Here is a 23847-nt window from a genome sequence, read left to right as displayed (position 1 = left end):
GTCCTCATTGCCACCTCGGACTCGCTTCTGTTTGAGGAATACCAGAACGGGTACGACGGAAGCCAACCCCACATGCTGGCCAGTGGAAGCAAAACGTTCAGCGGACTGCTCGCATGGGCCGCAGCGGCAGATGGATACCTGTCGCTGGACGATCCCGTGGCGCGGTACCTACCGACGTGGTCGGACGACCCACGACGCTCGGATGTGACGATTCGGGAGCTGCTTCATCTCACCGCGGGACTCCCCGGCGGCATCGGCGCGGCACCCTCTTTCACGGAGGCCGCTCGAACGGGGCCCGTGACGACCCCGGGCACCGCTTTTCACTACGGGCCGACCGCGTTTCAGGTGTTTGGCGCCATACTCGAGGTTGTGCTGGAGGACGAAGACCCGACGGCCTACCTGCAGCGGCGCATCCTCGACCCCATTGGCGCGACGGCCCGGTGGCGTCGCGTCGACGGCGATGCGAATCTCGCGGGCGGCGCACGCATGACGGCACGCGACTGGCTCGCGGTTGGCCAACTCATCCTCGGTGACGGGACGCGGGGCGACTCACGGGTCCTTCCTCCGGGACTTGTCGATGTACTTCGCACACCACTTCCCGAGAGTCCGGGCTACGGACTGACGGTGTGGCTGAACGCTCCCGTCGACCCGTCCGACGCCTTCTTCGATCAGGCCCCGCCGTCCCTTCAGGGCTCTCCTGACGGGGGGATGATCGATCCGTCGGGACCGTCGGATCTGTTTATGGCGGCCGGGCTCTTCAATCAGCGACTGTACGTTCTCCCCTCACAGGACCTCGTCGTCGTTCGACTCGGGCGCGCGGACCGGTCGTGGGACGATGCGGCATTTCTCGGCCGGCTGCTCCGGGGCGAGACCGACAACGAACCTGCGTCTGTCGACGGCGCGGACGCTTCCACCGAGCGAATCGTTCGGCTTGCAACCGACCGACAAATGGCTCGGCTGGACTCAGCGCTGGCTCTCACCGATCCTCAGGAGGAGGCGATTCGGCCGGCCGTTCGCAGGCAGATCCGCTCGTTGCTGGACCTTCGGAGCGAGCGAGATCGACGATCGCCGCTGAGCCGGCGGGACCGGCGGGCGCTCTACCGACGGGCGATGCAGATCCAGCGCGACGCACAGACAGCCATCGAGGCGGAATTGCGCCCGGACCAGCGGGAGACATACAGAGCCTTCGTCGAGCAAGAACGCGAACGACGACGCGAGAACCGGGACTAGGACCCGCCGGCTTGGCAAACCACCTGCGTAGGGGAAGGCCCGAACAGGCACGCGACAGGGCGGGCCTATCGGGCCGACCAGACTACTGCCCGAAGTCGACGCCGAACCGGACGAACGAGGGTTGCTCCACCCACTCGTTATTTACTTTCAAAAACGCCGGCTGCCACTTCATCTGCGTGGTGGCCCGCATCGCGATGCCGTCGAGCGTCGGATGAACGCTTTCGAGCACCTCGATCCCTTCCGGCTCGCCGCTGGCGTTGACGTAGACCTGCAGCTCGACCGTTCCGCTCGTTTCTTCGTTGCGTAAACTGTCGGGATACACCATTCCCCCGCCCGCCTCCGTCCGGCGCGGCTCTCGGTAGTGGTTGTTGACCTGCTTGTACGCCGTCTGCTTGAACTCGCCGCGTACCTTCTCTCGGAGGTCGCCGGAGAGCGACACGTCGGCGAGCGCGGGGACGGCCCTGGCTTCGAAAAGTGAGTCGATCGTCGCCGGGTCGTGGCGGTAGAGCGCGATGAGCGACCGCTTCACCGCCTCCTGCATCTGAGCACGCGTGATCTGGCCCTGCGTCAGCGAGAGCGTGCGCGTATCCGTGATGCCCATGTCCTGCAGCGTCTCCAGCGTGCGGAAGACGGTCGCCGTATCGGCGCCGCTCGTCCACCAGCGTCCGTCCGCTGCTTTCCATCCGCTCGGCGGGGCCGACGGGTCCTCCGAGCCGCAACCGGTGAGGAGAAGGGCAACAGCCAGTCCAAGGGCAGCGATCCAGCGGGAAGCAGTCATAGGCGGAGAGATCCAAGTCGGAGAACGAGGGAGACAGGCGGAATGCCCATCGCGACCATCAACAGGTAAACGTCAGCGCACCTGCGCGTTCCGCGTGCTGCTACTCGACCAGCACCGGCGTACCCACCTGCGTCCACCACCAGAGCGTGTTCATATCGTCATTTGTCACCGCGACGCACCCCTGCGTCCAGTTGGTTGCCGCTCCCGTACCGTCGCCATGAATCTCGACCCACCCGCCGAGCTCGGTGTTCATCGGCGGCATGCGTGTGGATTCGTCCGCCTGAATGATCGCGTCCCGTTCGGCGCGTGAGATGAGGCCGTTGCGGTACCCGCGTCGGGCGTCCGAGGCCGTCGGGTAATTCAGGACGAGCGCCTTATAGAACTGGCTGTTGGGGTTGCGGCGCACGACGTAGAACTGACCTTCCGGCGTTCGCCAGTGGTCGCGAAGCTGCGTGCTTCCGCGGCGCTCCTTGTCGGAGAACGCGTTGTAGCCAAAATCGGCCTTGAACGTCTTCATCAGACGCGTGCCCCGGTACAGGTAGACGCGCCGGTCGGCCTTCGACGCTCGAATCCACACGTTAGAGATGGCGGGTTCGGGCAAATACCCGGTCTTGCCGTCATCGGTGCGGACGCGGCACCAGTCGTCTTCGCAGGACAGCCGGTGCACGGGGGTCGTGATGGGAAGCCGCCGCACCGGGCGGGTGGAGTCGGGGGCGTTGTAGAGCATGGCCGTCGACCCGGCCACGTAAAACAACTGCCGGTCGGCGATCGCTACGGCACGCGCCCGATCGCTCTCCGCGTTCTGCGGGGTCGCGTCGGCCGTCGGGCCGCCGGAAGACACCGTCGACGCCACACCGCCGCCCGGCTGCTGAGCGACCACCGTCGGCGGAGCGATCAGCAGAGCCACCAGCAGCAGCCCCGAGAAAAAATGTCGTCGAATCACTTCAACCATGCTCATCGCGAGATACAGATCCGGGTCGATGCGAGGGTGAACAGGGAATCAAGGATCGGACCGGGAAAGGTTTTGGGGTCCGGGTTCTGAGTTCTTGGTTCCGAGTTCCGGGTTCTGGGTTCCGGGTGATGAGTTCTGAGTAACGAGTTCTGAGTAACGAGTTCTGAGTAACGAGTTCTGAGTTCCGGGTTCGGCGGGATGGCGTGGTGGCGTTTTCGGCTTTCACCGATCCCCTCAACCCCCAGTCCCCTACCCTGCATCCGGGTCGCGGCGGTTGTGCTGGAGGCACCACTGGTAGGCTTCGACGGTGCCATGGATGACTTTGCCCTTCGTGACGTGCGGGACCTGCTCGCGGACGACTTTGTGCGCGTTCGCCGGGGCGAACGGGTAGCCGACGGACAGCAGCGCGTCCAGGTCGGCGTCGGTATCGCCGATGTAGGCGGTCTCCGTGGGTGCAATCCCCAACTGATCGCACAGCCACGCGATGCCGGTTTTCTTGGTGATGGCCGGCGGAACGATATCGACCGAGTTGTCTGTGGAAAAAACGACCAGGTGCGGCAGGTTTTCTTCTACGAAGGCCTCTGCACGGGGGCGAAGGTCTCGGATCTCCGACGTGTCGGGCGTGACGATGCCCGCCTGGGTCCGCTTGGCGTGGTCGAGCGACATCTTCGTCCCGGGCACACAGTCGGTCGCGAACCAGTGGCGAACTTCTTCGAGCTCGGCGGCGACCTCATCGGTGAACGCCGGATTCCATGTCGTCTGCGCGGTGACGGGGTCAAACATGCCACCGCCGCTTTCGAACAAGACCGGACACGTCAGACTCAGCGCCTGCGTCATCGACTCGACGTAGGCGTACGCCCGGCCGGAGCAGATCGACACGGCCGGAGCGAGCCCCGGAGAGGTCGGCGGACTCGCGTCCCCGGCATACCGGCGCAAGATCGAAAAGTGATCCAGGTCGAACGGCTGATAGGGCTCAGACAGACAGCCGTCAATGTCCGTAATGAAGAGGTTGATCAAAGCGCTTAAAAAGTTCAGAGTTCAGAGGTCAGCGTTTGGGTTCAGAGTTCAGCACACTGAACCCTAAACCTGGAACATTGAACGATCATTCATTCCCGAAGGAGTCTTCCATGGCTTCGACGAGTTGGTCGGAGATGCCCATCGAGGAGAAGCCGCCGTCGTGATACAGCGTCTGCATGGTCACCATTCGCGTGTAGTCGCTGAGAAGCGTCACCGTGTAATCGGCGCAGCTTTCTGCGCTGGCATTACCCAGAGGCGATACGCGCTCGGCGAATTCGTACATGGCGTCGAAGCCGTCGATGCCCGATCCCGCCGTCGTCTTCGTCGGGCTCTGCGAGATGGCGTTGATCCGGATGTCGCGCTTGCCGAGGCGATAGCCGAAGGCCCGAACGATGCTTTCCAGCAGCGCTTTGGCGTCGCCCATCTCCGAGTACTTCGAGAAGATGCGCTGGGCGCCGATGTACGACATGGCGACGATGGAGCCGCCGTCGCTGATGGCGTCCTGGTCGAGCGCGTGGTGCACGATCCGGTGCAGGCTGACCGCCGAAATGTCCAGCGTCTTCTGGTACCAGTTGTAGTTCAGGTCTTCGTAGGGTACATCCTTCCGGACATTCACGCCCATCCCGATCGAGTGGACGATGAAGTCGATCGGGCCGTGCTCGTCTTTCACCTGTTCAAACAGATCCGCCAGTTCCTCGTCGGAGGTGGCATCCGCCCAGATGATGGAGCTACCGGTCGACTCGGCGAGTTCATCAAGCGACCCGAGGCGGCGCGCGACCGGCGCATTCGACAGCACGAAGTCTGCGCCTTCGCGCTTGGCGGCTTCGGCCACCGCCCACGCGATGCTCTCATCGTTGAGTGCCCCGAAGATAATGCCGGTTTTTCCGTCAAGAAGTCCCATAGTTGATCTGGTAATTGGAAGGTCGAAATACGAAGTGGATGGATCGCGGGTGTCGGCGTGCTGTGACGGCTCAGCCGACGGCGATGAGCGCGCGGATCACAGGCGGATGTCGACCATCGGCTGCAGCCCGTCGAGCAAGTGCTCGTGGATCGCGGTGCCATTGGAGGCACAGATCTGCCGGTCGTACACCGGCGCCAGCCCGTCGCGTCCGTCGTAGGTGGTAACCCGGCCGCCGCCCTCCCGGATGAGTAGGACGCCTGCGGCCACGTCCCAGGGCTTGAGCCCCGTTTCGTAGAAGCCGTCGAACCGCCCGCAGGCCGTGCGGGCACAATCGATGGCCGCGGAGCCGTGGCGTCGAAGGCCCTGCGTCGACCGGATGAAGTGGGCCAGCACGTTCAGGTAGATCTCGGTGTGTTCGAAACGTCGGTAAGGAAATCCGGTCGCGAGAAACGCGTCAGAAAAGTCGTCCGTCGTGGTGACGCGGTCCGGGCGACCGTTGCGTCGAAGGCCGCCGCCGGCGACCGCCGTGTACAGCACGTCGTGCGCCACGTCCAGGATCGCGGCCACCTGCAGCGTTTCGCCCGCCTGGAGCGCAATGGATACGGCGTACGGCGGCAGGCGGTGCATAAAATTGGTGGTGCCGTCGATGGGATCCACGATCCACCGTTCCCCGACCCACTCGATGTCGTCGTGGCTCTCGCCCTCCTCGGCCAGAATGGAAACGCCAGGTGTTTCGTCTTCCAGCACCCCGATCACAGCCTTTTGGGCGGCTCGGTCGGTGGCGGTCACGAAATCATTGACCCCTTTGTCCTCGACGTGTTCGTCCTCCTCTTCCGCCGGATCATCGAACGGGCCGGCAGCCTCTCGAATCACCGCTCCCGCGCGGCGGGCAGCGCGGACCGCCGTAGCCAGCACATCGTCGTACGGCGATCCGTGAGAAGGAAGGGTCATGAGGGAATGGGAAAATGTACGAGGAAGTCGACGCGGGCGGGAAAACGGCCGAAACTTTTGCCTGCCTCGCTGCTTGGCACGGGCGCATCCCTGCGGGCTCGCCCCTGCCGTTACGCCGATCTCAAACATAGGAAGCGTTCCTCTTCCATGCAGCCCTCCCCCATCGAACGCGTTCGTTTTTTAAAGAGCCTCGCCTGGCTTACGGCGTGCCTGACGATCACAGTTCTGCTTACAGGGTGCGGCGAAGCCACATCCGGAGGAGGCCCCTCTGCCTTTACCCCGGAAAGCCTGCCGGCGTCTGCCGGGGACGACGAGCGCGCGCGGGCGATCGAGCTTCTGGATAAAATGCAGCGAACGACGTTCGACAGCGCCTTCGTCCAACTGCAGAACTACGCATTCACCCGGACCGTCCGGACGGAGCGACGCAACGGCCCCGCCGGTCCCGACGCGTTTCGGGAACGTACCCTGACGTACACGCCGGACGATGGTTCGGCCTTCCGCGTTGAGTCCATCCGGGCCGACTCGAGCGGGTCCTTCGATGCGTCGGTCCTCGGGCGCTTCGCTCCGTCGTCGGACCCGGACGGCATCCCCACCAACCTCGCCGCGCAGGCGTTCCCGGAGGAGCCGCCGTATCTGGCAGAGCGGAAACGGGAAGCGTTTCACTACAACGTGCGCTCGGACACCTACGAAGGCGTACCGGTCGATGTCGTCGTCGTACAGGCTCGCAACGGGGATTCCGGCCCCGAACAGAGCGCGCGTTTCGCCGAGCTTACGCTGCATCACGACACCCATCAGTTGCTCGCCGCCCACACCGTCTACACGGAACGAACTCTTCTCTACGCCCAGGACACCGTTTTTCGCATTCTCCTCCGCCGTGCCGGCGGCGAGACGTGGCTTCCCCGGGAAACGGAGTTTCGCGCACTGCTGGATATGATCCTACGCGATCCGCTCGAGATCGCGACCCGGTCGACCTACTCGGAGCTGACCGCTTCCTGATCCCGCCCGGCGGATTCTCCGACCTGTGCCATCACCGGAATCGACCCGATTCATGGACGTCTCCTCCCTTCAGGATCGCCTCAACACGCAGCGGCTCGGCCGGTCGATGCGACTGCACGAGCGCGTCGAGTCCACCAACACGGAGGCTGCGAACTGGGCCCGGGACGGCGCGCCGGAGGGGGCCGTCGTGGTCACCGAGTTTCAGTCGGCGGGACGCGGGCGGCACGGGCGGTCCTGGTCCGCCGCTCCGGGGCGGAACGTGATGCTGTCGGTCGTCCTGCGCCCAAACCTCGCGCCGGATGAACTCGGGCGGATCACCATCGCGGCCGGCGTCGCCGTCGCCAACACCGTGGACGCGTTCATAGCGCCTCATCCCGTGGCGATCAAGTGGCCCAACGACATCATGATCGACGGGCGCAAGACCTGCGGCATGCTGCTGGAAACCTCGTTCGGACGGTCATCCGGCCCGACGCCCGAGGCGGTCATTCTCGGGATCGGGCTCAACGTAAACCAGACGGACTTTCCCCCGGAACTGGAAGAGGGCGCCACATCCATGCGGCTGTCCATTGGTCGGACACTGCCTCGCACAGCGGTCCTCGTTCACCTCCTACAGGAGCTGGAGACCTGGTACGAAGCCACGCTGGCCGGCGAACCGGTGCATTCGACGTACGAGGAACGGCTGGCGCGCCGGGGCGAACGGGTCACGCTCCGCTTTGCCGGAACGGACCGAACCGTGTCCGGTACGGTCCGCGGCATCACACCCAGCGGGGCACTCCGCCTGGTGAACGCCTCCGGCGAGCACATACTGCACGCCGGTGAGGTGACCAGCCGGCCAACGCATGTTGAGAACTGAACGGTTGAAAACTGAACGGTTGAGAACGGAGCCCGACCGGTGCACCGGTCCCGCCTTTCCCCTTGATCGCTTTGCCCTGATCGTACGACGCCCGCCACCGCATGGACGCCGACCCCGAAGCCGCGTTTCTCGCCCTCGATGTCGGAAACAGTGCCGTCAAAGGCGGTCTGTTCGTCGGCGACGAGCTGGCGCGCATCTTCCACGTCGAGGTGAACCTGAGCGAGCCGAGCAGCGAAGCGGCCGGGGATGCCTGGATCCGCGCACTGCGCCCGCACCTGGCGGACGCCGACGTCTCCGACATCGGCCTGGCGTCGGTCGTCCCGGAGGCCATCCCGGTGGCCGAGCAGGCCGTCCGCACGCTGACGGGCGCAGACGTCGTGACCGTGGACGCGGACATGCCCTTACCCTTCGAGATGGCGTATGATACGCCGCAGACGCTGGGCGCAGACCGGCTCGCCGCGGCCGCAGCCGCGTGGGTTCGCCACCGCGGACCTGCATCCGAGCGCCGCAGCGTGGTCGCCGTGGATGCCGGCACCGCGGTCACGTACGACGTGGTCGATGCCGGCGGCACCTACCGCGGCGGCGCCATCGCCGCCGGACCCGTCCTCATGCAACGAGCCCTCCGTAGCGGCACTGCACAGCTTCCGACCGTTCCGCTCGTCTTCCCCGACCAGGTCATCGGCCGCTCCACGCGCGACGCCATGCAGAGCGGCATCATGTGGGGCTTCGTGGACGGCGTCCGCGGCATGCTCGACCGGCTGGCGTCGACGCTCGAGGACCCGCCGGTCGTCCTTCTCACCGGCGGCTGGAGCCCGATCCTCGCCGACCACCTCGACGGCGTCGACGACATCGTCCCCCACCTCGTGCTCGATGGCGTCCGCATTCTGGTACAGGGAAGTCGCGAGAATCGCCCAGCCTGAGCGTAGAGCAGCCCGCCAACAGCGACATGGTCAGAAGTACAGGCCGAGGTTCATGTTGAAGGCGACGTTCCATTCCTCGCTCCCCTCCGCGAGCGCGGACCCGAAGTCACTCGCCGGCAGGGAGAACGGATGGTTTCGCGTCACAAGGAAATCTGTGTAGATAAAGAGCGGTCCGGCCGACGTGAGTATACCGGTGATGTTGGACGCGCCGTCGACCCAGGCGTCGGGCGCCTTGTCGTGGTAGCTGACGTCGTTGTAGAAGCGAAAGCGGGAGATCGGCCCGAGATCGACGGGCAGGTTGTAGGCGAGTCCGCCGGAATAAAAGCGGCCCTTGCTGGCCACGCGGTAAGGCGCGTTGTAGGCCGCCATCACCACGGCGTCTCGACCGGGCCCGGTGGTACCGGGCGGACGCATTTCGTACCGGATAAGACCCAGACGAAGGTTGAAGCGGCCGTACTGACCGTCGAGGTCGACCGAGGTGGCCCAGTGCCGCTCCGTTCCGGTCGTGGACCGGTTGTACAGCTGGCCGGTCTGCCCAGACACGGAGAACGTGGTCGACGTGCCGCCGGCCTCCAGGGTGTAGGCGACCTTCCCGTTAAACTGGTTGATTTCCTGGTTGAAACGATCCGCTTCCAGCCCGGCGTAGCCGAGATCGTCCGTCGTGGCAGGGACGACGTCGAACGAGTACCGGGCGAACGTCGTCCCGCCGGCGAAGCCCGTCTGTTCGGCATTCATGTAGTAGGCCCCGATCAACGTCCAGTTGCCCGGGGTGTAGCGCACCTTCAATCCGGCATCGTAGTCGTCCTCAAACCCGGCGTAGTAGGCCAGGTTGAAGAACCAGGAGTTGGAAAAATAGGGCTGCACGCCGAAGGGCACCTGATGCACGCCGACGCGAACATCGAGATCATCCTGCACCTCGTAGCCTGCGTATCCCGAATGGAGAAACCGGTACCCCGCGTAAAACCGGTACTCTGCCGAAAAGAACAGATCGCCGTAGGTGCCGTCGGCATTCACGCGGAACGTGTCGAACGTGAACTCCCCCGTTTTCTGCCGATTCGTCCGGTCAAACTCTTCAAACAGTACGTTGAACCGGAGCGCGCCCCCGAGGTCCAGGTCCAGTTCGGGTTCGACGTCGGCACTGTCTGCAGCGACGGAATCACCGGGCGCGGCCGCTATCACCGGGTCGGGCGACCTCTCGCCGCCGTCCGCCGCGGCGGGAAAGGCCATCGTCAGGAAAAGGAACGCGGGGATCCAGGAAACGGGCAGAAGCGAGGTGCGCATGCGGGCAGTGGAGAGGGTAAGGACGTCGAGCAGGTGAGAACAGCCCCCTCCGCGGGTGGAAGCGGACCGGTGGTCAGGGGCTTATTCCGCTTCGGAGAGCCATTCGGAGACCACGTCCGGATGACGCCCGATCCACGAGCGAGCGGTGGCAAGAGGATCTTCCTGACCGGGACGGAAGGCGCTCATCAGGCTTTCCATCTCGCGCTCACCGAGGTGCATTCGTTCGAGCAGGTGGAGCACGTCGGCCGGCAGGGTCTCGCGGCCATTCGGTCGAAGCAGCTTCCGGATCTGTTCGGGTTCGCCGAAGACATCGGTGTCGCCCGTTGTCGCACCATCGAGATACCGGAGGTCGAAGCGTCCCCACATCCAGTGCGGTCGCCAGCCGGTGATCACGATCGGCTCGTTGCGGTCGATGGAGCGCTGCAGGGCCGTCACCATCGCCGCGTCACCGGACGGCACCACCTGGAAGCCGTCGAGATCGTTGGCCGCCAGCACCTGTCGGGTCTGCTCATTAATGGCTGCGCCCGACTCGATACCGATGATTTCGCCGTCCAGTGCGGTTTTCAGATCCGCCAGGTCCCGGATCGATGTTGCCTCGACGTAGTCCGGCACCACCAGGCCGACGGTCGTGCTGTCGTACACGGGACCGAGGTCGACGATGCGGTCCCCGAATTCCTCCCAGAGCGGGCCGTGAGTAACCGGGAGCCATGCGTCCACGAAGGCATCCACGTCGCCTTCCGCCACGGCGCTGAACGCCATCGCCGCCCCGCCGGCCTGCGTGAGCTGGACGTCGCGACCGAGGCTGTCCTCGATGACGGCCTGCAGCACGTGTGTCATGGCGATCCCCTCCGTCCAGCTAACGTAGACGAGGGCAACCGGCTCGTCTTCCCCCGAACCGTCTCCACCGCACCCGGCGATCAACAGGGCGGTGACGAGGATGAACGTGGCCGCGAGGGCGTGCAGCCGGGTTGATATGGGCGTCATGAACGTTCAGAAGGCGATCATTGATAGACACGGTCGACGCGTCGGGCGGTGCGTCATGCAGGGTTCCAGGCGACGTGCTCTTCGTACGTCGTCAGCACGTCGCGGATCAGGGCGTCTTCGGACCACCCTGCAACGTTCTTGCGCTCCCGGTTGCCGTTGACATGAACCTCCGCGCGGTGGCGGCGGGGCTCGTCGTCGGTGACGTTGATTTCGGGAAAAGCAAAATTCGGCACGCGCACGGTTCGGGACTTGACCGCGTAGGTGAACGGGTCGGTGTCGGCATCGGTCTGCAGCACGATGCCCGTCTCTTCCTCCTCCTGATACACGTCCACTCGTTCGACGAACGGGGCGAGCTCATCAGCAAGCGTCCGAAACGCCTCTGGTGCGGTCGTCTGCACGAAGGTGGTCACCGATGCCGGGGAGGCGGCAACGGGCGCGTCGGGGCGAAAGAGGCGGCGCAGGTGGGCGGTCCAGTCGGTAGACATTGCGGGGTTGCTGCGGTGAAAATCTTCGGGTCACGCGGGTACGTCCTCGGACGCCCGCTCGGATGGGATGGATCGTTGCGCGGCCTCCCGGTCACGACGCCGGGACGGCCCGTCCTCGTTTCGAGATCGCTGGTGGCGGGGGAGCGGGACGCGGTCACGACGAAGGCCCTGAAGCAGACCGTAGCACATGATGAGGAGCACGAACGTAAAGGGAAGGGCTGTCGTGATGGCAGCCGTCTGCAGGGCCTGCAGGCCGCCTGCGAGAAGCAACACCGAGGCCACGGCACCCTCCGTTACCGCCCAGAAAATGCGCTGCGCGACCGGCGGATCGTGTTCGCCTCCGGAGGTGATGATGTCGATCACGAGCGAGCCGGAGTCGGACGAGGTGACGAAAAAGGTGATGACAACGAAGGTCGCAATCCCGGAACTAACGACGGCGAACGGAAACTCCCCCAAAAGGGCAAACAGCGCCGTCGGGATGGACGTCTGAGCAGCTTCCTGCACGGCGCCGCCCGTCCCGTTCAGGATCATCTCGATGCCGGTGTTACCGAACAGGGTGAGCCACAGGAAGGTGATCAGCGTCGGCACCAGCATGACGCCCGAGACGAACTCTCGAATCGTCCGGCCGCGTGAGATGCGCGCGATGAACATTCCGACGAACGGGGACCAGGCGATCCACCATGCCCAGTAAAAAAGCGTCCACGAACTCTGCCAGTCTGACTCCGCAAACGGGTACGTGCGGAAGGTCATCGACACAATATTCTGGAGGTAGTTGCCCAGATTCTGCACGAAGGCGTCCATCAGAAAGACGGTCGGCCCGACGGCAAAGAGGAACAGCAGGAGAAGAACGCCGAGGCCAAGGTTCAACTCGCTGAGCCGGCGAATGCCGCCGTCGAGGCCGAGGACGACGCTAATGGTCGCCATCCCGGTGATCCCGGCGATGAGCGCGAGTTGCACCCAGACGGCTTCCGGGATGCCGATCAGGAAATGGAGCCCGACATTTACCTGCATCACGCCGAGGCCGAGCGACGTGGCCACGCCGAACATGGTCCCGAGCACCGCGAACGTGTCGACGCTGTGGCCGATGGGGCCGTAGATGCGGTCCCCGACGAGGGGGTAGAGCGCCGACCGGAGGGTGAGCGGCAGATCGTGCCGGTAGGAAAAGTACGCGAGGGAGAGGCCGACGACGATGTAGATGGCCCAGGCGTGCACGCCCCAGTGGAAGAACGTGACCTGCATCGCCTCGCCGGCGGCTGCCACGGTGCCGCCCTCGCCGCCACCGGGCGGGCTCAGGAAGTGAAGGACGGGTTCAGCCACGCTGTAGAACAGAAGCCCGATGCCCATGCCTGCGCTGAAGAGCATGGCGAACCAGCCGGTGTAGCTGTAGTCGGGTTCGCTGTCATCCGGCCCGAGCTTGATCCGGCCGTACGGGCTCACGGCCAGACCGATGGCAAAGAGAAGGAAGATGCCAACCGCCAGCGTGTAGAACCAGCCGGTGTACGCCGTGATGGAGCTCTGGACGGTCGAAAAGATGCTCTGGGCCGTGTCCGTAAATACGGCACCAAAGAGAACGAACGCCAGAATCAGCGCGGCCGAGGTGTAGAACACCGGGCCGTTTACGACGAAGCGAGAATCATTCTGCGCAGACGTCGCCTGGGCGGATTCGTCCATGAAGGCGGGTTGGAGGGTCGGGCCAGAGAGAGACTACTTTTCACAGTAACAATGGCCTAACGGGAGCCACCCCGGGAAGATGAGCGGTTTTCGCAACGATTGGGGATTTCGTTAACGGTTCCGGGTTATGGGTTCCGAGTAATGGGTTCCGGGCGTTTTGCTCGATACTGTGCGTACTGCCGGACCGGAGCGATCGAACTGGCAAACGCCTCAACGCCCACACATACAAACCCTTACACATACAAACCCTTACACATACAAACATACGGACTTTCAGACCTTCATAACCTGTTTGGCGGCTGTATTTCTAAGACGTACGTGCAGCCGTTCATGCCTATTCACAGGCGTGACGGTGATCCTTCAACACCGACGCGGTCGTCACGGTGCGCAAGATCAATCGAGCCTCGTGATGCAAGCGTCGCGAGGACCGACCGTCGGGAGGTCCGTACCGTTGGATTGCCGAAGGCTGTCCGCCAAACAGGTTCTCAAACCTTCAAACCCTCACACATTCACACGCCCCCCACGGGAAACCGTCATGCCGTTTTCGGGGGGCCGGCGTCGCCGGCGCGGCCGCCGAGGCCCTGCGTGACCCGATCCAGGAAGATGGCCAGAATGACCACCGCGAGGCCGCTTTCAAATCCCAGACCGATCTTCAGCTGGGTGACGCCTGTCAGCACATCCTGCCCGAGGCCGCCGGCCCCGATGAGAGCGGCGATCACAACCATCGACAGGGCGAGCATGATCGTCTGATTGATGCCGGCAAGAATCGTCGGCATCGCGACCGGGAGTTCGACCTTCCACAACTGTTGCCACGGCGTAGCCCCGAACGCTTTGGACGCTTCGACCACCTCCACCGGCACCTGCCGTATGCCGAGACCGGTCAGGCGAACGACCGGCGGCATCGCAAAGATAACGGTCGCGAGAACACCCGGAACGGCCCCGATTCGAAAGAGAAGGACCGCCGGGATGAGGTATACAAACGCAGGCATGGTCTGCATGAAGTCGAGCACCGGACGCAGCAGCCGGTGGATCCAGGTTCGTTTTGCCGCCGCGATGCCGAGCGGGATGCCGAGGATCAGCGCGATGGTCGTCGACGCCAGCACGAGGGCGAGCGTCTCCATCGTCGCCGTCCAGAGTCCCATCCCGTACGCAATCAGCGACATTCCCGCGGCGGTAAACAGCGCCACGCCCCGCCCGGCGAGCCACCAGGCCAGTGCGGCGAAGGCGGGAATCCACGCCCAGGCGGGGAGTAGCATCAACCCTGCTTCCAGCGCCTCGACCATTGCGCGGACGCCGACACCGATGCTGTCCAGCAAGGGGCCCAGGTTCGTTCGCACCCATTCCAGATATTGTTCGAACACCCCGCCGATATCCATGATCGAAGAGAAGGTCTGGGGAAAGCAAAGAAAGCGAGGGACAAGCTCAGTCCGCCCCGTCGAGCAGCTGTGCGATCGCCGCGGGCGTGATGGTCCCGACCGCACGGCCATTATCGGTTACCCGGTGCGTCCCGTCCCGCAGCACACGCGCCATCACGGCGCCGAGGGCTGTGGATGCCTCGACCTCAGGGAGCGCCCCGTCCGTCTCCTCGGCGTCCCGACCGGCGAGGTCGCCTGCTCTCAGCGCGCGGGTGCGATCGACGTCGGCGACGAAGTCGCGAACGTACGGGGTCGCGGGTTCAGCAAGAACGTCGACCGGAGCACCCGTCTGCACGACGGTCCCGCGCTCCATGATCGCCAGGCGATCCGCGATCCGAAAAGCCTCGTCGACGTCGTGCGTGATGAACACAATCGTCCGGCGCCGCGCACTCTGTAGCCGCATCAGTTCGTCCTGAAGCTCCCGGCGAATCAGCGGATCCAGTGCACTGAAAGGCTCGTCCATGAGCAGGATGTCGGGATCGGTCGCCAGCGCCCGGGCAAGACCCACCCGCTGCTGCATCCCACCACTGAGTTCTTCGGGCCGCTTGTCCGCGTAGCCGTCCAGTCCGACCTGTGCGAGCGTCTCCGCCACACGCCGTTCGCGCTCCTCCGGCCCGACGCCGCTCACCTCCAATCCGAAGGCGACGTTTCCCGCGGCCGTTCGATGTGGAAACAGGCCGAACTGCTGAAAAACCATCGTGAGGCGCGTGCGGCATACCTCCCGAAGCCGTTCCCGCGACATCGCCGTCAGCTCTTCCCCGTCAATGTAGACGTGTCCGCGCGTCGGCACGACCAGTCCATTCAGGCAGCGGAGGAGCGTCGATTTGCCGCTGCCCGAGCGGCCCATGACGACGAACGTTTCGCCCTCCCGGACCGACAACGAGGCGTCGCGAACGGCCACGGTGCTGCCGGTACGATCGAGAATCTCGGCTTTGGTCGCACCGTCATCCAGCATCGACAGCGCCGGCTCGATGTCATCACCAAAGACTTTCGTTAAACCGTCTACGGAGATCAGTGACACGCGACAGGCGTGGAGTTGTGGAGGTCGATGATCGAAGATCGGTCGTCCGGCACCTGCTCCGGGGCGATGCATTTTTCGGCTGTGCAACGCCGACCCGAGACAACCCGCGCGCGGCCGGCTACAGGGCGTTCACGATGCCGACGACGCCGGTCCGGATCATGGCGATAGCGATGGCGGCGAGGAAGAGGCTTGCGACCTTTCCGATGGCGCGGGACGCTCCGGCGCCAATATACGAAATCACCGCCGGACCGAAGAAGAAGAGCGTGAAGCTGACGATCAGGTTGGCGATGAGAGCGACGACCGTGGGCAGATAGCCGTACCCTTCCTGCAGCACGAGGATCGTGGTAATCGCAGCCGGACCGACCGTCAGCGGCGTCCCGAGCGGCACGACACCCAGATCCTCCATGGCGTCGGCCCCGCTGTTGGACTGCGTTTTCCGCGTCAGGTTGCTGAAGAGAAGGTCCGTGATACTGAGCACCAGCAAGATGAGGCCGCCACCGATGCGGAGGTCATTGACGGTGATGCCGAGTGTGTCGAAAATCACGCGCCCGGCAAGAACGATGACGAGGGCGATGGCGAACGCGGTTGAGATGGCGCGACGGACGAGGGAGCGGCGATGTTTGACACTCATCCCTTCCGTCATGCCGATGAAGAGCGGCAGCACGCCGATCGCATTCATCGCAACGAAAAGCGACAAAAACGGCTCGACGAAGTCCGTGAGGGCCAGGTCCAGATCCATGAAGGGGGAGAGCAGCGCGCGGGGTAATGGGAGGCGTGGTCACGAGGTTCGGAACGTCCTGACGCACCGATCCATCGGCACTTCGTTCCCGGAGCCGAACATCCCTCATGCTATCCTACCGGAATCTCATTTCATCCCGAGCTGCAGTGACGATTTACCCGAAGATCGGCGACACATAGCTTCCCGCATTCTGCAATAGCCCGACGGCCGTACCGAAGACGAAAGTGATTGCGGTCATGTAGAGAAAGGCGATCATGAACGTCAGTCCCAGCGACCGCAACCATCCCCCCCCATACGCTCGCTTGAGTGCGGCGACGAGGTACAGAAACAATCCGCCGTAGATGACAATCCGGGTCGGCGTCAGGATCCATGAGGCGACCTCGGACAGCTCCAGCGCGAGATCCAGGCTCACGAACGCAAGCGCGAATGCGTGGAGGTGCAACGAGAACACCACGTGGTGGGCGTAGGGCTCGTGGAGGTACACAAAGCTGAGGATGAGTGCGAAGATCGGGACGAGCAAAAACATCACCTTGGCCGCATTCTGAAGCAGCGTCTTGAGGGCTTCGACGTCGTCCATCTCCCCCTCCTCTGCGCCTGATTCGCTCGCCCCCTCCTGTGCAGCCGAACCGCGGGCCGGCGGCGCACTGCCAGTATCCAGTCCCGGCACTTCTTCATCGGCGGGGAGAATCGCGGATTTCGGCACATTCAGCACGACAGCGGTGTCGCCGCGTACCGCCTGTACCACGATGTCGACGCCAAGGGAGTCCTCCACGGCACCGAGTCGCTCGGCCCATCGCTCGGTCTCCGGTGAGGACCCGGGCTCGGATCTCGAGGCGCCGTGGAGCTCTGTCGCGCGGGACACCACTCCGACCGGGCGCAGCGTTCCGTCCACGAGGCTATCGACCGTCGAAGGACGAAGCGTGACCTCGAGTCGCACCTCGCCGGAGCCTACGCCGCGGCGTGCCTGCTCGGCGTCCACGACAGACTCCGGCAGTCCCTGAACCTCCAGCACCACGAGCGAATCGCCGCGCACTTCCTCAATCACGATGGAGTCACGGAGGACCTCAGGGAGGGTCGTCGACAGCGAATCCTGCAGGGCCTCGTCCCGGTCGACGTCCGAATCGTCGGCCCGTGATGGTAGCGAGTCGTCCGCGGCGGCCTCCACGTAAATGGCACGGGGAAGCAAGCTGTCGACCGGGATCTGTCGGGCGTAGAGGCTGTCAACCGTCGTTCGGTGGACCTGCACGTCGATCTCTTCAGACTCGATCTGGCTCATCCAGTCTGGAACGAAGGCTGCGAAGAGCAGAAAGAAGGCGAAGCTCGACACCAGGTAGAGCCGAATGGGCGGGATGAAGTCGGCACGGCGACCGGCAAAATAATGCGCTGAGAGCGCACCGGGGGCGAAGCAGAGCAGACGAAGCGTCCGCATGATCCGCGAGTCGACCTCAAACACGTGGTCGAAGAACCGCTGCACGAGAAGACGGATGGACGGCTCCTGCACCTGGTGCCGCTGGCCGCAAAGGTGACAGTACCGTCCTTTGAGCGGCGTCCCACAATTGCGGCACTCGTCCGTCTCGTCTCGCCGGCTGGCGAGGTCGGGAGTGGCATCGCGGACAAAGGTTTGCCTCCACCGAAGCCAGAGATCGCGCGGCATGATGACGCCGCGTTGCCACAACAGGAGGCCGGCAACCCCGACCAGTAGAAGGACGGCGACGGCGGCCCAGAGACCCTGCGACGTGAGCCCACCCACCAGAGCGGCGGCTATCGCGCCGACCGTGGCTGCATGCAGCGCGGCGGCTCGCTCGATACCATCGTCCACCACAAGGATCAGCGCAGGTAGCAGGCCGCCCCCGACTGCGTACAGCACGAGCGACGATGCTCCCGGCGACGGAATGTCCGGGTCCAGGAACATGGCAACATACGGCAGCGCGACGGGGAGCAGCGCGGCGACAACCGCCAGCCCCGGCGCAATCGGCCGGCCCGCGATATGCCAGCCCCCGCAGCGGGACCAGGTCCCCTGTAGCAGGTACCCCCGGATGCCTTCTGCGCTGACAGCGTGGACGAAAGCGACGAGGATGATCGTCACCAGCGTACCGTCGAAGGGAAGCGCCCCGGCATGTCCGACTCCTCGCGCCAGCCCCCAGAGCGTCGCGACCGTGATCGCCGCAGCGAGCATTCCGCTCCCCCAACGGCGCCACCGAATGCGGGGACCGGCCAGCACGCTCCGGAGCGTCCGCCGGTGGAAGGTACGCACGCATACACCGAGGGTCGCCATTAGCATGACCTGGGCCCAGCCTGCCGCCTGTAGCAACAGACCGATCGAGTGCTCCTCAATGGTCTCCCCAAACGACGACCCAAACCCTCCGTCATGAACATCCAGCGTGATGACGACAGCAAGACCGGCCATGACCGCGCCGCCGAAAAGGTACGTCGCGAGCGTGTAGGCCATACGCAGGAGCGTCGTACGACCGATGTCGCCCTGTCGAAGGTAGGAAAAGCGATCCATTGTGACTGATAACGGTCAACACCAACAGGCGGAACGCAGCGACGCTACCGACTACAACTGCTCCACCGTATATCCGCGGTCGCGCAGCATCTGCGTCACGCTTTCCTCGCCGACGAGGTGTCCCACGCCCACGACAACCAGGACTGTTTTTTCATCTTGCATGAGGTCCTCGATCGGTGCAATCCAGTTGCGGTTGCGACGCACAAGCACGTGCTCGCGAACGGCCGGAAACTCATCCATCCCCTCGTTCATGACGCGGGCGATGCGTTCGACGTCGCCCGCCTTCCACCCTTCCATGATGCGCGCCACCTGATCGAGGGAGGCGGACAGGTTCTCGAGGGAATACCGGAGGTAGGCATCCGGGTCGCCCGAAGATGCCGCCGAGAGAATGTCGATTTGCTCACGGAGCGTTTCGAGGCCGACGACCTCTGCGCCGCTCTCGCGGGCCTTCTGGTAAACGTGCTGGTCAATGCCCAGCGACATCTGGTAGCCGCTCCGCTGCATCACCGCCGACGTGACCATCAGGCTCGCCAGCCAGGGACGCATCTTTCGTACCTGCGCCTCGGGGACGGCGAGGGTGTCGATGGCCGACTGGAGAAGCGCGTACGTGCTGTCCGATACGGCCTGCTGCAGGGTGCTGTCGCTCTGGTACATGCCGGCTCCAAGCATCATCGGGGCGGCGGCCTGCATCGAGTCGAGATCGACCTCGAAGGCGACTTTCTCAGCCCGCTCGATCACGTGCTGGATGGTGGGAGCGAGCGGGTAGGCGTCCGGGCGAAGCAGGTGAACGGATCCCAGCATGTGCAGGGTGTCCGCGCCGGAGGTGACGCGCCAGAGTGGATGCTCCGCCTCGGTGGAATCGGTTGAGGCCGCTGCATCCGTCGCAGGCTGTCCGGCGGCCGGCGATGCACTCACCCCGAGCGCCGTCACCACGAACAGAGCAACCACAGAGGCGACGAGCGAAACGCGATGGAAGGACAGGGTACGATCAGGCATAGCAAAGGGAGATGGGGGAAAGCATAGCGTTCGGCTCGCGATCATCGGCCGCGGTCGGTACGGAAAAGACACGACCTGTATGCGCAAAACGCAAGGGACCGGGGAATGGGTACATGCCCGGGTCGACGCTGCCGATGCTCACAGGTCCTTTTCCCCGTCTACAAATGGACATTCTCCTTGAACACGAGTCCCTCTGCGGCGCCGGTTGTACGGAATGAGACCAAGATGAGAAATATGTTTGGATAATGTGCGAACGTATGACATAAGGGTGTCACCCCGGTCGTCGTATCCTTCAAACGCAATGGATAAGACCGCCTTCCACACCGGCCATCGACCGGTCTTGACCTATGAAACCGTATGCCACCTCCCGTTCCGCGTCTCCCGTCCATTTTCTCCGGACGGCCTCCCCGGCGACGTCTCTGAGCCCGACGGTTCGCGAGGCGACCGCGTTCTACGCCCCGCCGTACGACGACGACCTTGACGATGCCTTTCTCTGGAACCTGGTCAAGTATCTGGGGCCGGTATCGGACCTGCACCTGACGCGTAGCGGATCCGCCTCACTGTTCATAATCGAGACGCCGGCGCGCACGCAGCAGCACCCAGACTTAGGAGGACGCCGACGGATCGGATTCCTCCTCCGGTCCGATGCAGTTGGCGAGGCGAATGCCCCGTCATCGATCGACGCCGATGCCCTCCGTCGCCTCGACGTTCACGAAGTGTACGTGCTACGCGAGGCCGACGTCACGCATCGGCTGCCCGACGTACTGTTCATCATCTCCCGCTGGGTCGACGGACTCTTCAGCGAGCGGGGGCGCACGAACCTGGAGCGGCTCGCGACGGGGGCGGCTCACGACGTGTCGATGCATCCGAGCGATGACCGGGTCTGCCTCTCCTATTCCGATGAGGCTCCGGCGGCTTCGCTCCGCCTCGACGCCCCCGTCGCCGTACCCGCCGAGGTCGTCGTCTGCCGCCATCGCCTTCGGCGCCGCCCGGGGACCAACCGCCCGCAGCGAGGCGTCCCACCGCGTCGCCGGTACCGACGGAGCGCCTGAGTGAGACGGCCGGCACGACGAGGATGCACACACGTACGTATCGTACCTTGTCGCACAATCATGTTGGCGTCAAATCCGGGGCGCCGGTTGCGGCTCGACCGTAGAGATCCGCATCGGCCGGTTCCCCTGTCCGAACCCGCATATCCCTCACCATCACGCAGATCGCCATGTCCGTCTATCGCACGCCCGACGAACGGTTCGATCATCTGTCCGGGTACGACTTCGAGCCGCACTATCTGCACATCGAGGGCCCGAACGGGGAAGACCTTCGGACGCACTACGTCGACACCGACCCGTCCGACGGCACCGGCCGACCCGTCGTCTGCCTGCATGGGGAGCCGACGTGGAGCTACATGTATCGGAACGTGATTCCGCCGCTCACCGAATCGCACCGCGTCATTGCGCCGGACTTCGTCGGGTTCGGGAAATCGGACAAACTGACCGACCGCGAGGCGTACAGCCTGGACCTCGGCATCTCGCAGCTTCACGCCCTGATGGAGGCCCTCGACCTCGCCGGCGTGACGCTCGTCGTCCACGACTGGGGCGGCCTGATCGGGCTCGCCTACGCGGCGCACTACCCCGAACGGATCGGGCAACTCGTCATCCTGAACACATTTCTCCCGGTCGGGGATGAAAGTGAGATGTCGAGGGGCTTCCTCGCCTGGCGACGCTTCGTCGAACGGACGCCGGACCTTCCCGTCGGCACCGTCGTGGAGCGTGCAATTCAGGACAACACGGCCTGGAATGAGGACATAAAAGCCGCGTACGATGCCCCGTTTCCGACGTCAGACTCCAAGGCCGGAGCCGCGGTATGGCCGCTTCTGGTACCCACGACGCCCGACAGCGCCTTTGCCCAAACCATGCAGCGAACGCGAGAACGGCTGTCGCGATGGACGAAGCCGTCGTTCGTTCTTTTCGCACCGGACGACCCGATCCTGGGCGGGGCGCACGAGTTCTTCCGCGCTCTTCTCCCGACCGCAAACAACCAGCCGGAGGTCTTTCTCCCGGATACCGGTCACTTCGTTCCGGAAGAACGGGGCGCGGACGTCGCGGAGCACATCCTGGACTTTCTCGATCGAGCAGAAGCCGGCGACCAGACCAAGAATCCATCGATACCGGGGTCTCCGGAATGATCGTCGATCACCGGCCGGAGAACGGGTGCCGCCACGTACCGAATTGTCCGAGATCGTCATGCTTTCCGTCTAAACTAATTCTGGCGGGGACGATTCGGTATACCTGACACCGATCATCCACTTCCGCTTGTTCGATCGCCCACAGTCCGGACGGCGGGAGACATCATGCGTGCAGCACCAGTCGTTCGTCTATGGCCAGTCCCTCATCCTCAGGTACCGAATCGCTGACGGTTCAGCTTCCTCCTCCCCACGCCGAGTGGATCCGCAGGCAGGCGGAACGGCACGACGTGACCGCCGCCCGGGTCATCCAGCAGCTTGTGGAGAACCAGCGGCGCCGTGACGCCGATCGCTCGACGCCGGATGTACAGGACGAGCCGGAGGAGAGCCTTGCCGACAACCTTCGTTCCGCGAGCGAACGCTTGCGCGATCTGGTGGACCGGGCTGAGTCGCTTGATGAGGATTCCGGCGACGTCCTCAATCGCATCGAGGCGCGGCTGAACGATCAACTCGATGACGAAAACGCCCACAATGAAGACGCCGACGACGATGCTCAGTCTATGTTCGATCTGATGGACGAGTAAGAGCCGCGTCCGGGGCCGCCCCTTCGGATCCACCTCCACGTCTCTTCCGGACACGGGCCGCTTCTTCATCGGCGCCGCGCATCCCCCGCAGCAATTCACGAAACGAAACGCCGCAGGGACCGTGAACGCCTCCGCTCTTGACCGTCACATGACCGTCAAGGTTGTTCACGTTGATCAAGGTCGGATCCATCCATTGCGTTCATGAGTGCACCGGCGTACCTGAGTGCCGACGAAGCCGCAGATCGTCTCGACATTACGAAGAACACGCTGTACGCCTACGTTAGCCGCGGGCTGATTCGATCGAAGCCCGGACGCGGCCGGACGCGCCGGTACGACGCCCGTGACATCCAGCGACTGGCCGATGGCTCCTCCCGAACCGCGGGTGCAACGACGAATGAGACGGGGAAAAACGGGACACGCTTTGCCTCGGCGCTGGTCACGATCGACGACGGTCGGCTTTACTACCGCGGACAGGATGCCTGCCGCCTCGCGCGCTCGCACGACTTCGACGAGGTCACGTGCCTTTTCTGGCGTCCCGACGACGCCCATGACGATGAAGGGGCGACCGGACGCATTTCACCCGGTGGACGCGGCGATACGGTAACCATCCCCCCGGACGTCTATCTCATGGCCCCGCTTCTGTCGGGGCTGACGCCGCTATCGCGCATGCAGAGCCTGCTCGCGATCGTGCAGGACGACGACGCCCGCGCGTTCGACCTCTCGCGTGCGGGAAGCATACGCTCCGGCCAGCGCATCGTCGCCACGCTGGCTGCTTCCGCCACGGCATCAGACACGGTGCCAAAGGCGGAGCATGTGCCTCACATCCTGTGCTCCCGGTGGGAGCGGACCACCACCGCTGCCCTCCGCACGATCCAGGCCGCCCTCATCGTCAGTATGGGACACCCCCCGACGACGGTCACGCTCGCCGCCCGTAGCACCGCGGCCTCGGGCTCGTCTCCGTACGGCGCGGTGGCAGCCGCGCTCGCGGCCCTGGGCGGCCGGAATGAAACGGGCGAAATTCGCCGCGTCGACGCCCTCTTCCGAGAGGCCGGCGCGCCGGATCGACTGGCCGAGACCATCGCCGACCGACAGCACCGCGGCGACGACGTGCCCGGGTTCGGACATCCACGCTACCCGAGCGGTGATCCGAGAGCCCGCGTCATCCACCGTATGCTCCGCTCGCACTACCCGTCGTCAGAGGGCACCGCGTTTACCGTCGCCGCCGACCGGGCGGGCCCGGATCTGCTCGGCCGGCCTCCGTCCCTCGTTCTGTCGCTGGTCGCCCTCGCCCGTGCGCTCGATCTCACGGACCGCGCGCCCCACGTGCTCCTCGCCGTCGCCCGATCGGTCTCGTGGATCGCCCATGCGATGGAGGAATACGCCGC

General features: G+C 64.5%; 22 protein-coding genes. 8 read left to right on the top strand and 14 right to left on the bottom strand.

All coding sequences use genetic code 11. The annotated features are described in order from the left end of the window. The coding region (locus ACFCU0_RS05720; protein ID WP_434972706.1) for a serine hydrolase domain-containing protein at nucleotides 1-1230 on the top strand (1230 nt) is incomplete at its 5' end. Between the two features lie 82 nt (nucleotides 1231-1312). Here the strand turns inward: ACFCU0_RS05720 and ACFCU0_RS05715 are convergent. The 5 genes from ACFCU0_RS05715 to ACFCU0_RS05695 all read right to left on the bottom strand — a co-directional run bounded on the left by ACFCU0_RS05715 (nucleotide 1313) and on the right by ACFCU0_RS05695 (nucleotide 5829). Then, entirely contained in the window at nucleotides 1313-2008 is a 696-nt protein-coding gene (locus ACFCU0_RS05715; protein WP_434972705.1) for an energy transducer TonB, read from the bottom strand. Between the two features lie 100 nt (nucleotides 2009-2108). After that, nucleotides 2109-2960, bottom strand: a complete 852-nt coding sequence (locus tag ACFCU0_RS05710) for a L,D-transpeptidase family protein (RefSeq protein WP_434972704.1) — start codon at nucleotides 2958-2960, stop codon at nucleotides 2109-2111. 249 nt (nucleotides 2961-3209) lie between these two features. Next, entirely contained in the window at nucleotides 3210-3977 is a 768-nt protein-coding gene (locus ACFCU0_RS05705; protein ID WP_434972703.1) for an HAD family hydrolase, read from the bottom strand. A gap of 85 nt (nucleotides 3978-4062) precedes the next feature. Beyond that, nucleotides 4063-4878 carry an enoyl-ACP reductase FabI gene (locus tag ACFCU0_RS05700; protein WP_434972702.1) on the bottom strand — a complete coding sequence of 272 codons (816 nt, stop codon included), beginning with the start codon at nucleotides 4876-4878 and terminating at the stop codon, nucleotides 4063-4065. 96 nt (nucleotides 4879-4974) lie between these two features. Continuing rightward, nucleotides 4975-5829: an inositol monophosphatase family protein gene (locus ACFCU0_RS05695; protein ID WP_434972701.1), complete on the bottom strand. Its 855-nt coding sequence runs from the start codon at nucleotides 5827-5829 to the stop codon at nucleotides 4975-4977. 147 nt (nucleotides 5830-5976) lie between these two features. Between ACFCU0_RS05695 and ACFCU0_RS05690 the strand changes: the two genes are divergently transcribed. From ACFCU0_RS05690 to ACFCU0_RS05680, 3 genes are all read left to right on the top strand, one after another. Continuing rightward, entirely contained in the window at nucleotides 5977-6825 is an 849-nt protein-coding gene (locus ACFCU0_RS05690; RefSeq protein WP_434972700.1) for a hypothetical protein, read from the top strand. A 52-nt stretch (nucleotides 6826-6877) separates the two neighbouring features. Then, a complete protein-coding gene (locus ACFCU0_RS05685) occupies nucleotides 6878-7678 on the top strand; it encodes a biotin--[acetyl-CoA-carboxylase] ligase (protein WP_434972699.1) in 801 nt (266 codons plus the stop codon). A 101-nt stretch (nucleotides 7679-7779) separates the two neighbouring features. Then, nucleotides 7780-8598 (top strand): type III pantothenate kinase, encoded by an 819-nt coding sequence (locus ACFCU0_RS05680; RefSeq protein ID WP_434972698.1) that lies wholly within the window; start codon nucleotides 7780-7782, stop codon nucleotides 8596-8598. Between the two features lie 30 nt (nucleotides 8599-8628). On the opposite strand, the gene ACFCU0_RS05675 is transcribed toward ACFCU0_RS05680, so the two are convergent. The 9 genes from ACFCU0_RS05675 to ACFCU0_RS05635 all read right to left on the bottom strand — a co-directional run bounded on the left by ACFCU0_RS05675 (nucleotide 8629) and on the right by ACFCU0_RS05635 (nucleotide 19696). Then, nucleotides 8629-9879: a hypothetical protein gene (locus ACFCU0_RS05675; protein ID WP_434972697.1), complete on the bottom strand. Its 1251-nt coding sequence runs from the start codon at nucleotides 9877-9879 to the stop codon at nucleotides 8629-8631. 81 nt (nucleotides 9880-9960) lie between these two features. After that, nucleotides 9961-10863 carry a glycine betaine ABC transporter substrate-binding protein gene (locus ACFCU0_RS05670; protein WP_434972696.1) on the bottom strand — a complete coding sequence of 301 codons (903 nt, stop codon included), beginning with the start codon at nucleotides 10861-10863 and terminating at the stop codon, nucleotides 9961-9963. Nucleotides 10864-10916: 53 nt separating this feature from the next. Next, nucleotides 10917-11348 (bottom strand): hypothetical protein, encoded by a 432-nt coding sequence (locus tag ACFCU0_RS05665; RefSeq protein ID WP_434972695.1) that lies wholly within the window; start codon nucleotides 11346-11348, stop codon nucleotides 10917-10919. Between the two features lie 30 nt (nucleotides 11349-11378). Further along, nucleotides 11379-13019: a BCCT family transporter gene (locus tag ACFCU0_RS05660; protein WP_434972694.1), complete on the bottom strand. Its 1641-nt coding sequence runs from the start codon at nucleotides 13017-13019 to the stop codon at nucleotides 11379-11381. 533 nt (nucleotides 13020-13552) lie between these two features. Then, a complete protein-coding gene (locus tag ACFCU0_RS05655; RefSeq protein WP_434972693.1) occupies nucleotides 13553-14395 on the bottom strand; it encodes an ABC transporter permease in 843 nt (280 codons plus the stop codon). A gap of 46 nt (nucleotides 14396-14441) precedes the next feature. Next, the gene (locus ACFCU0_RS05650; protein WP_434972692.1) at nucleotides 14442-15455 is read right to left on the bottom strand and encodes a quaternary amine ABC transporter ATP-binding protein; all 1014 of its coding nucleotides are present in this window, start codon (nucleotides 15453-15455) and stop codon (nucleotides 14442-14444) included. Nucleotides 15456-15573: 118 nt separating this feature from the next. Further along, on the bottom strand, nucleotides 15574-16194 hold the full coding sequence (locus ACFCU0_RS05645) for a MarC family protein (protein WP_434972691.1): 621 nt from the start codon (nucleotides 16192-16194) through the stop codon (nucleotides 15574-15576). Between the two features lie 154 nt (nucleotides 16195-16348). Further along, entirely contained in the window at nucleotides 16349-18700 is a 2352-nt protein-coding gene (locus ACFCU0_RS05640) for a DUF3667 domain-containing protein (RefSeq protein WP_434972690.1), read from the bottom strand. Between the two features lie 51 nt (nucleotides 18701-18751). After that, nucleotides 18752-19696 (bottom strand): TraB/GumN family protein, encoded by a 945-nt coding sequence (locus tag ACFCU0_RS05635; RefSeq protein ID WP_434972689.1) that lies wholly within the window; start codon nucleotides 19694-19696, stop codon nucleotides 18752-18754. Nucleotides 19697-20043: 347 nt separating this feature from the next. On the opposite strand from ACFCU0_RS05635, the gene ACFCU0_RS05630 reads away from it, so the two are divergent. The 4 genes from ACFCU0_RS05630 to ACFCU0_RS05615 all read left to right on the top strand — a co-directional run. After that, the gene (locus tag ACFCU0_RS05630) at nucleotides 20044-20748 is read left to right on the top strand and encodes a hypothetical protein (protein WP_434972688.1); all 705 of its coding nucleotides are present in this window, start codon (nucleotides 20044-20046) and stop codon (nucleotides 20746-20748) included. 167 nt (nucleotides 20749-20915) lie between these two features. After that, entirely contained in the window at nucleotides 20916-21881 is a 966-nt protein-coding gene (locus tag ACFCU0_RS05625) for a haloalkane dehalogenase (protein ID WP_434972687.1), read from the top strand. 191 nt (nucleotides 21882-22072) lie between these two features. Further along, nucleotides 22073-22462 (top strand): hypothetical protein, encoded by a 390-nt coding sequence (locus tag ACFCU0_RS05620; protein WP_434972686.1) that lies wholly within the window; start codon nucleotides 22073-22075, stop codon nucleotides 22460-22462. 201 nt (nucleotides 22463-22663) lie between these two features. Next, the coding region (locus ACFCU0_RS05615) for a citrate synthase (protein WP_434972685.1) at nucleotides 22664-23847 on the top strand (1184 nt) is incomplete at its 3' end.

Origin of the sequence: Longibacter sp. (assembly GCF_051155795.1) — a bacterium.
Taxonomy (GTDB): Bacteria; Bacteroidota; Rhodothermia; order Rhodothermales; family Salinibacteraceae; genus Longibacter.
Note: the sequence above shows the minus strand (reverse complement) of the source record. Positions and strands in the feature narration are given on the sequence as shown.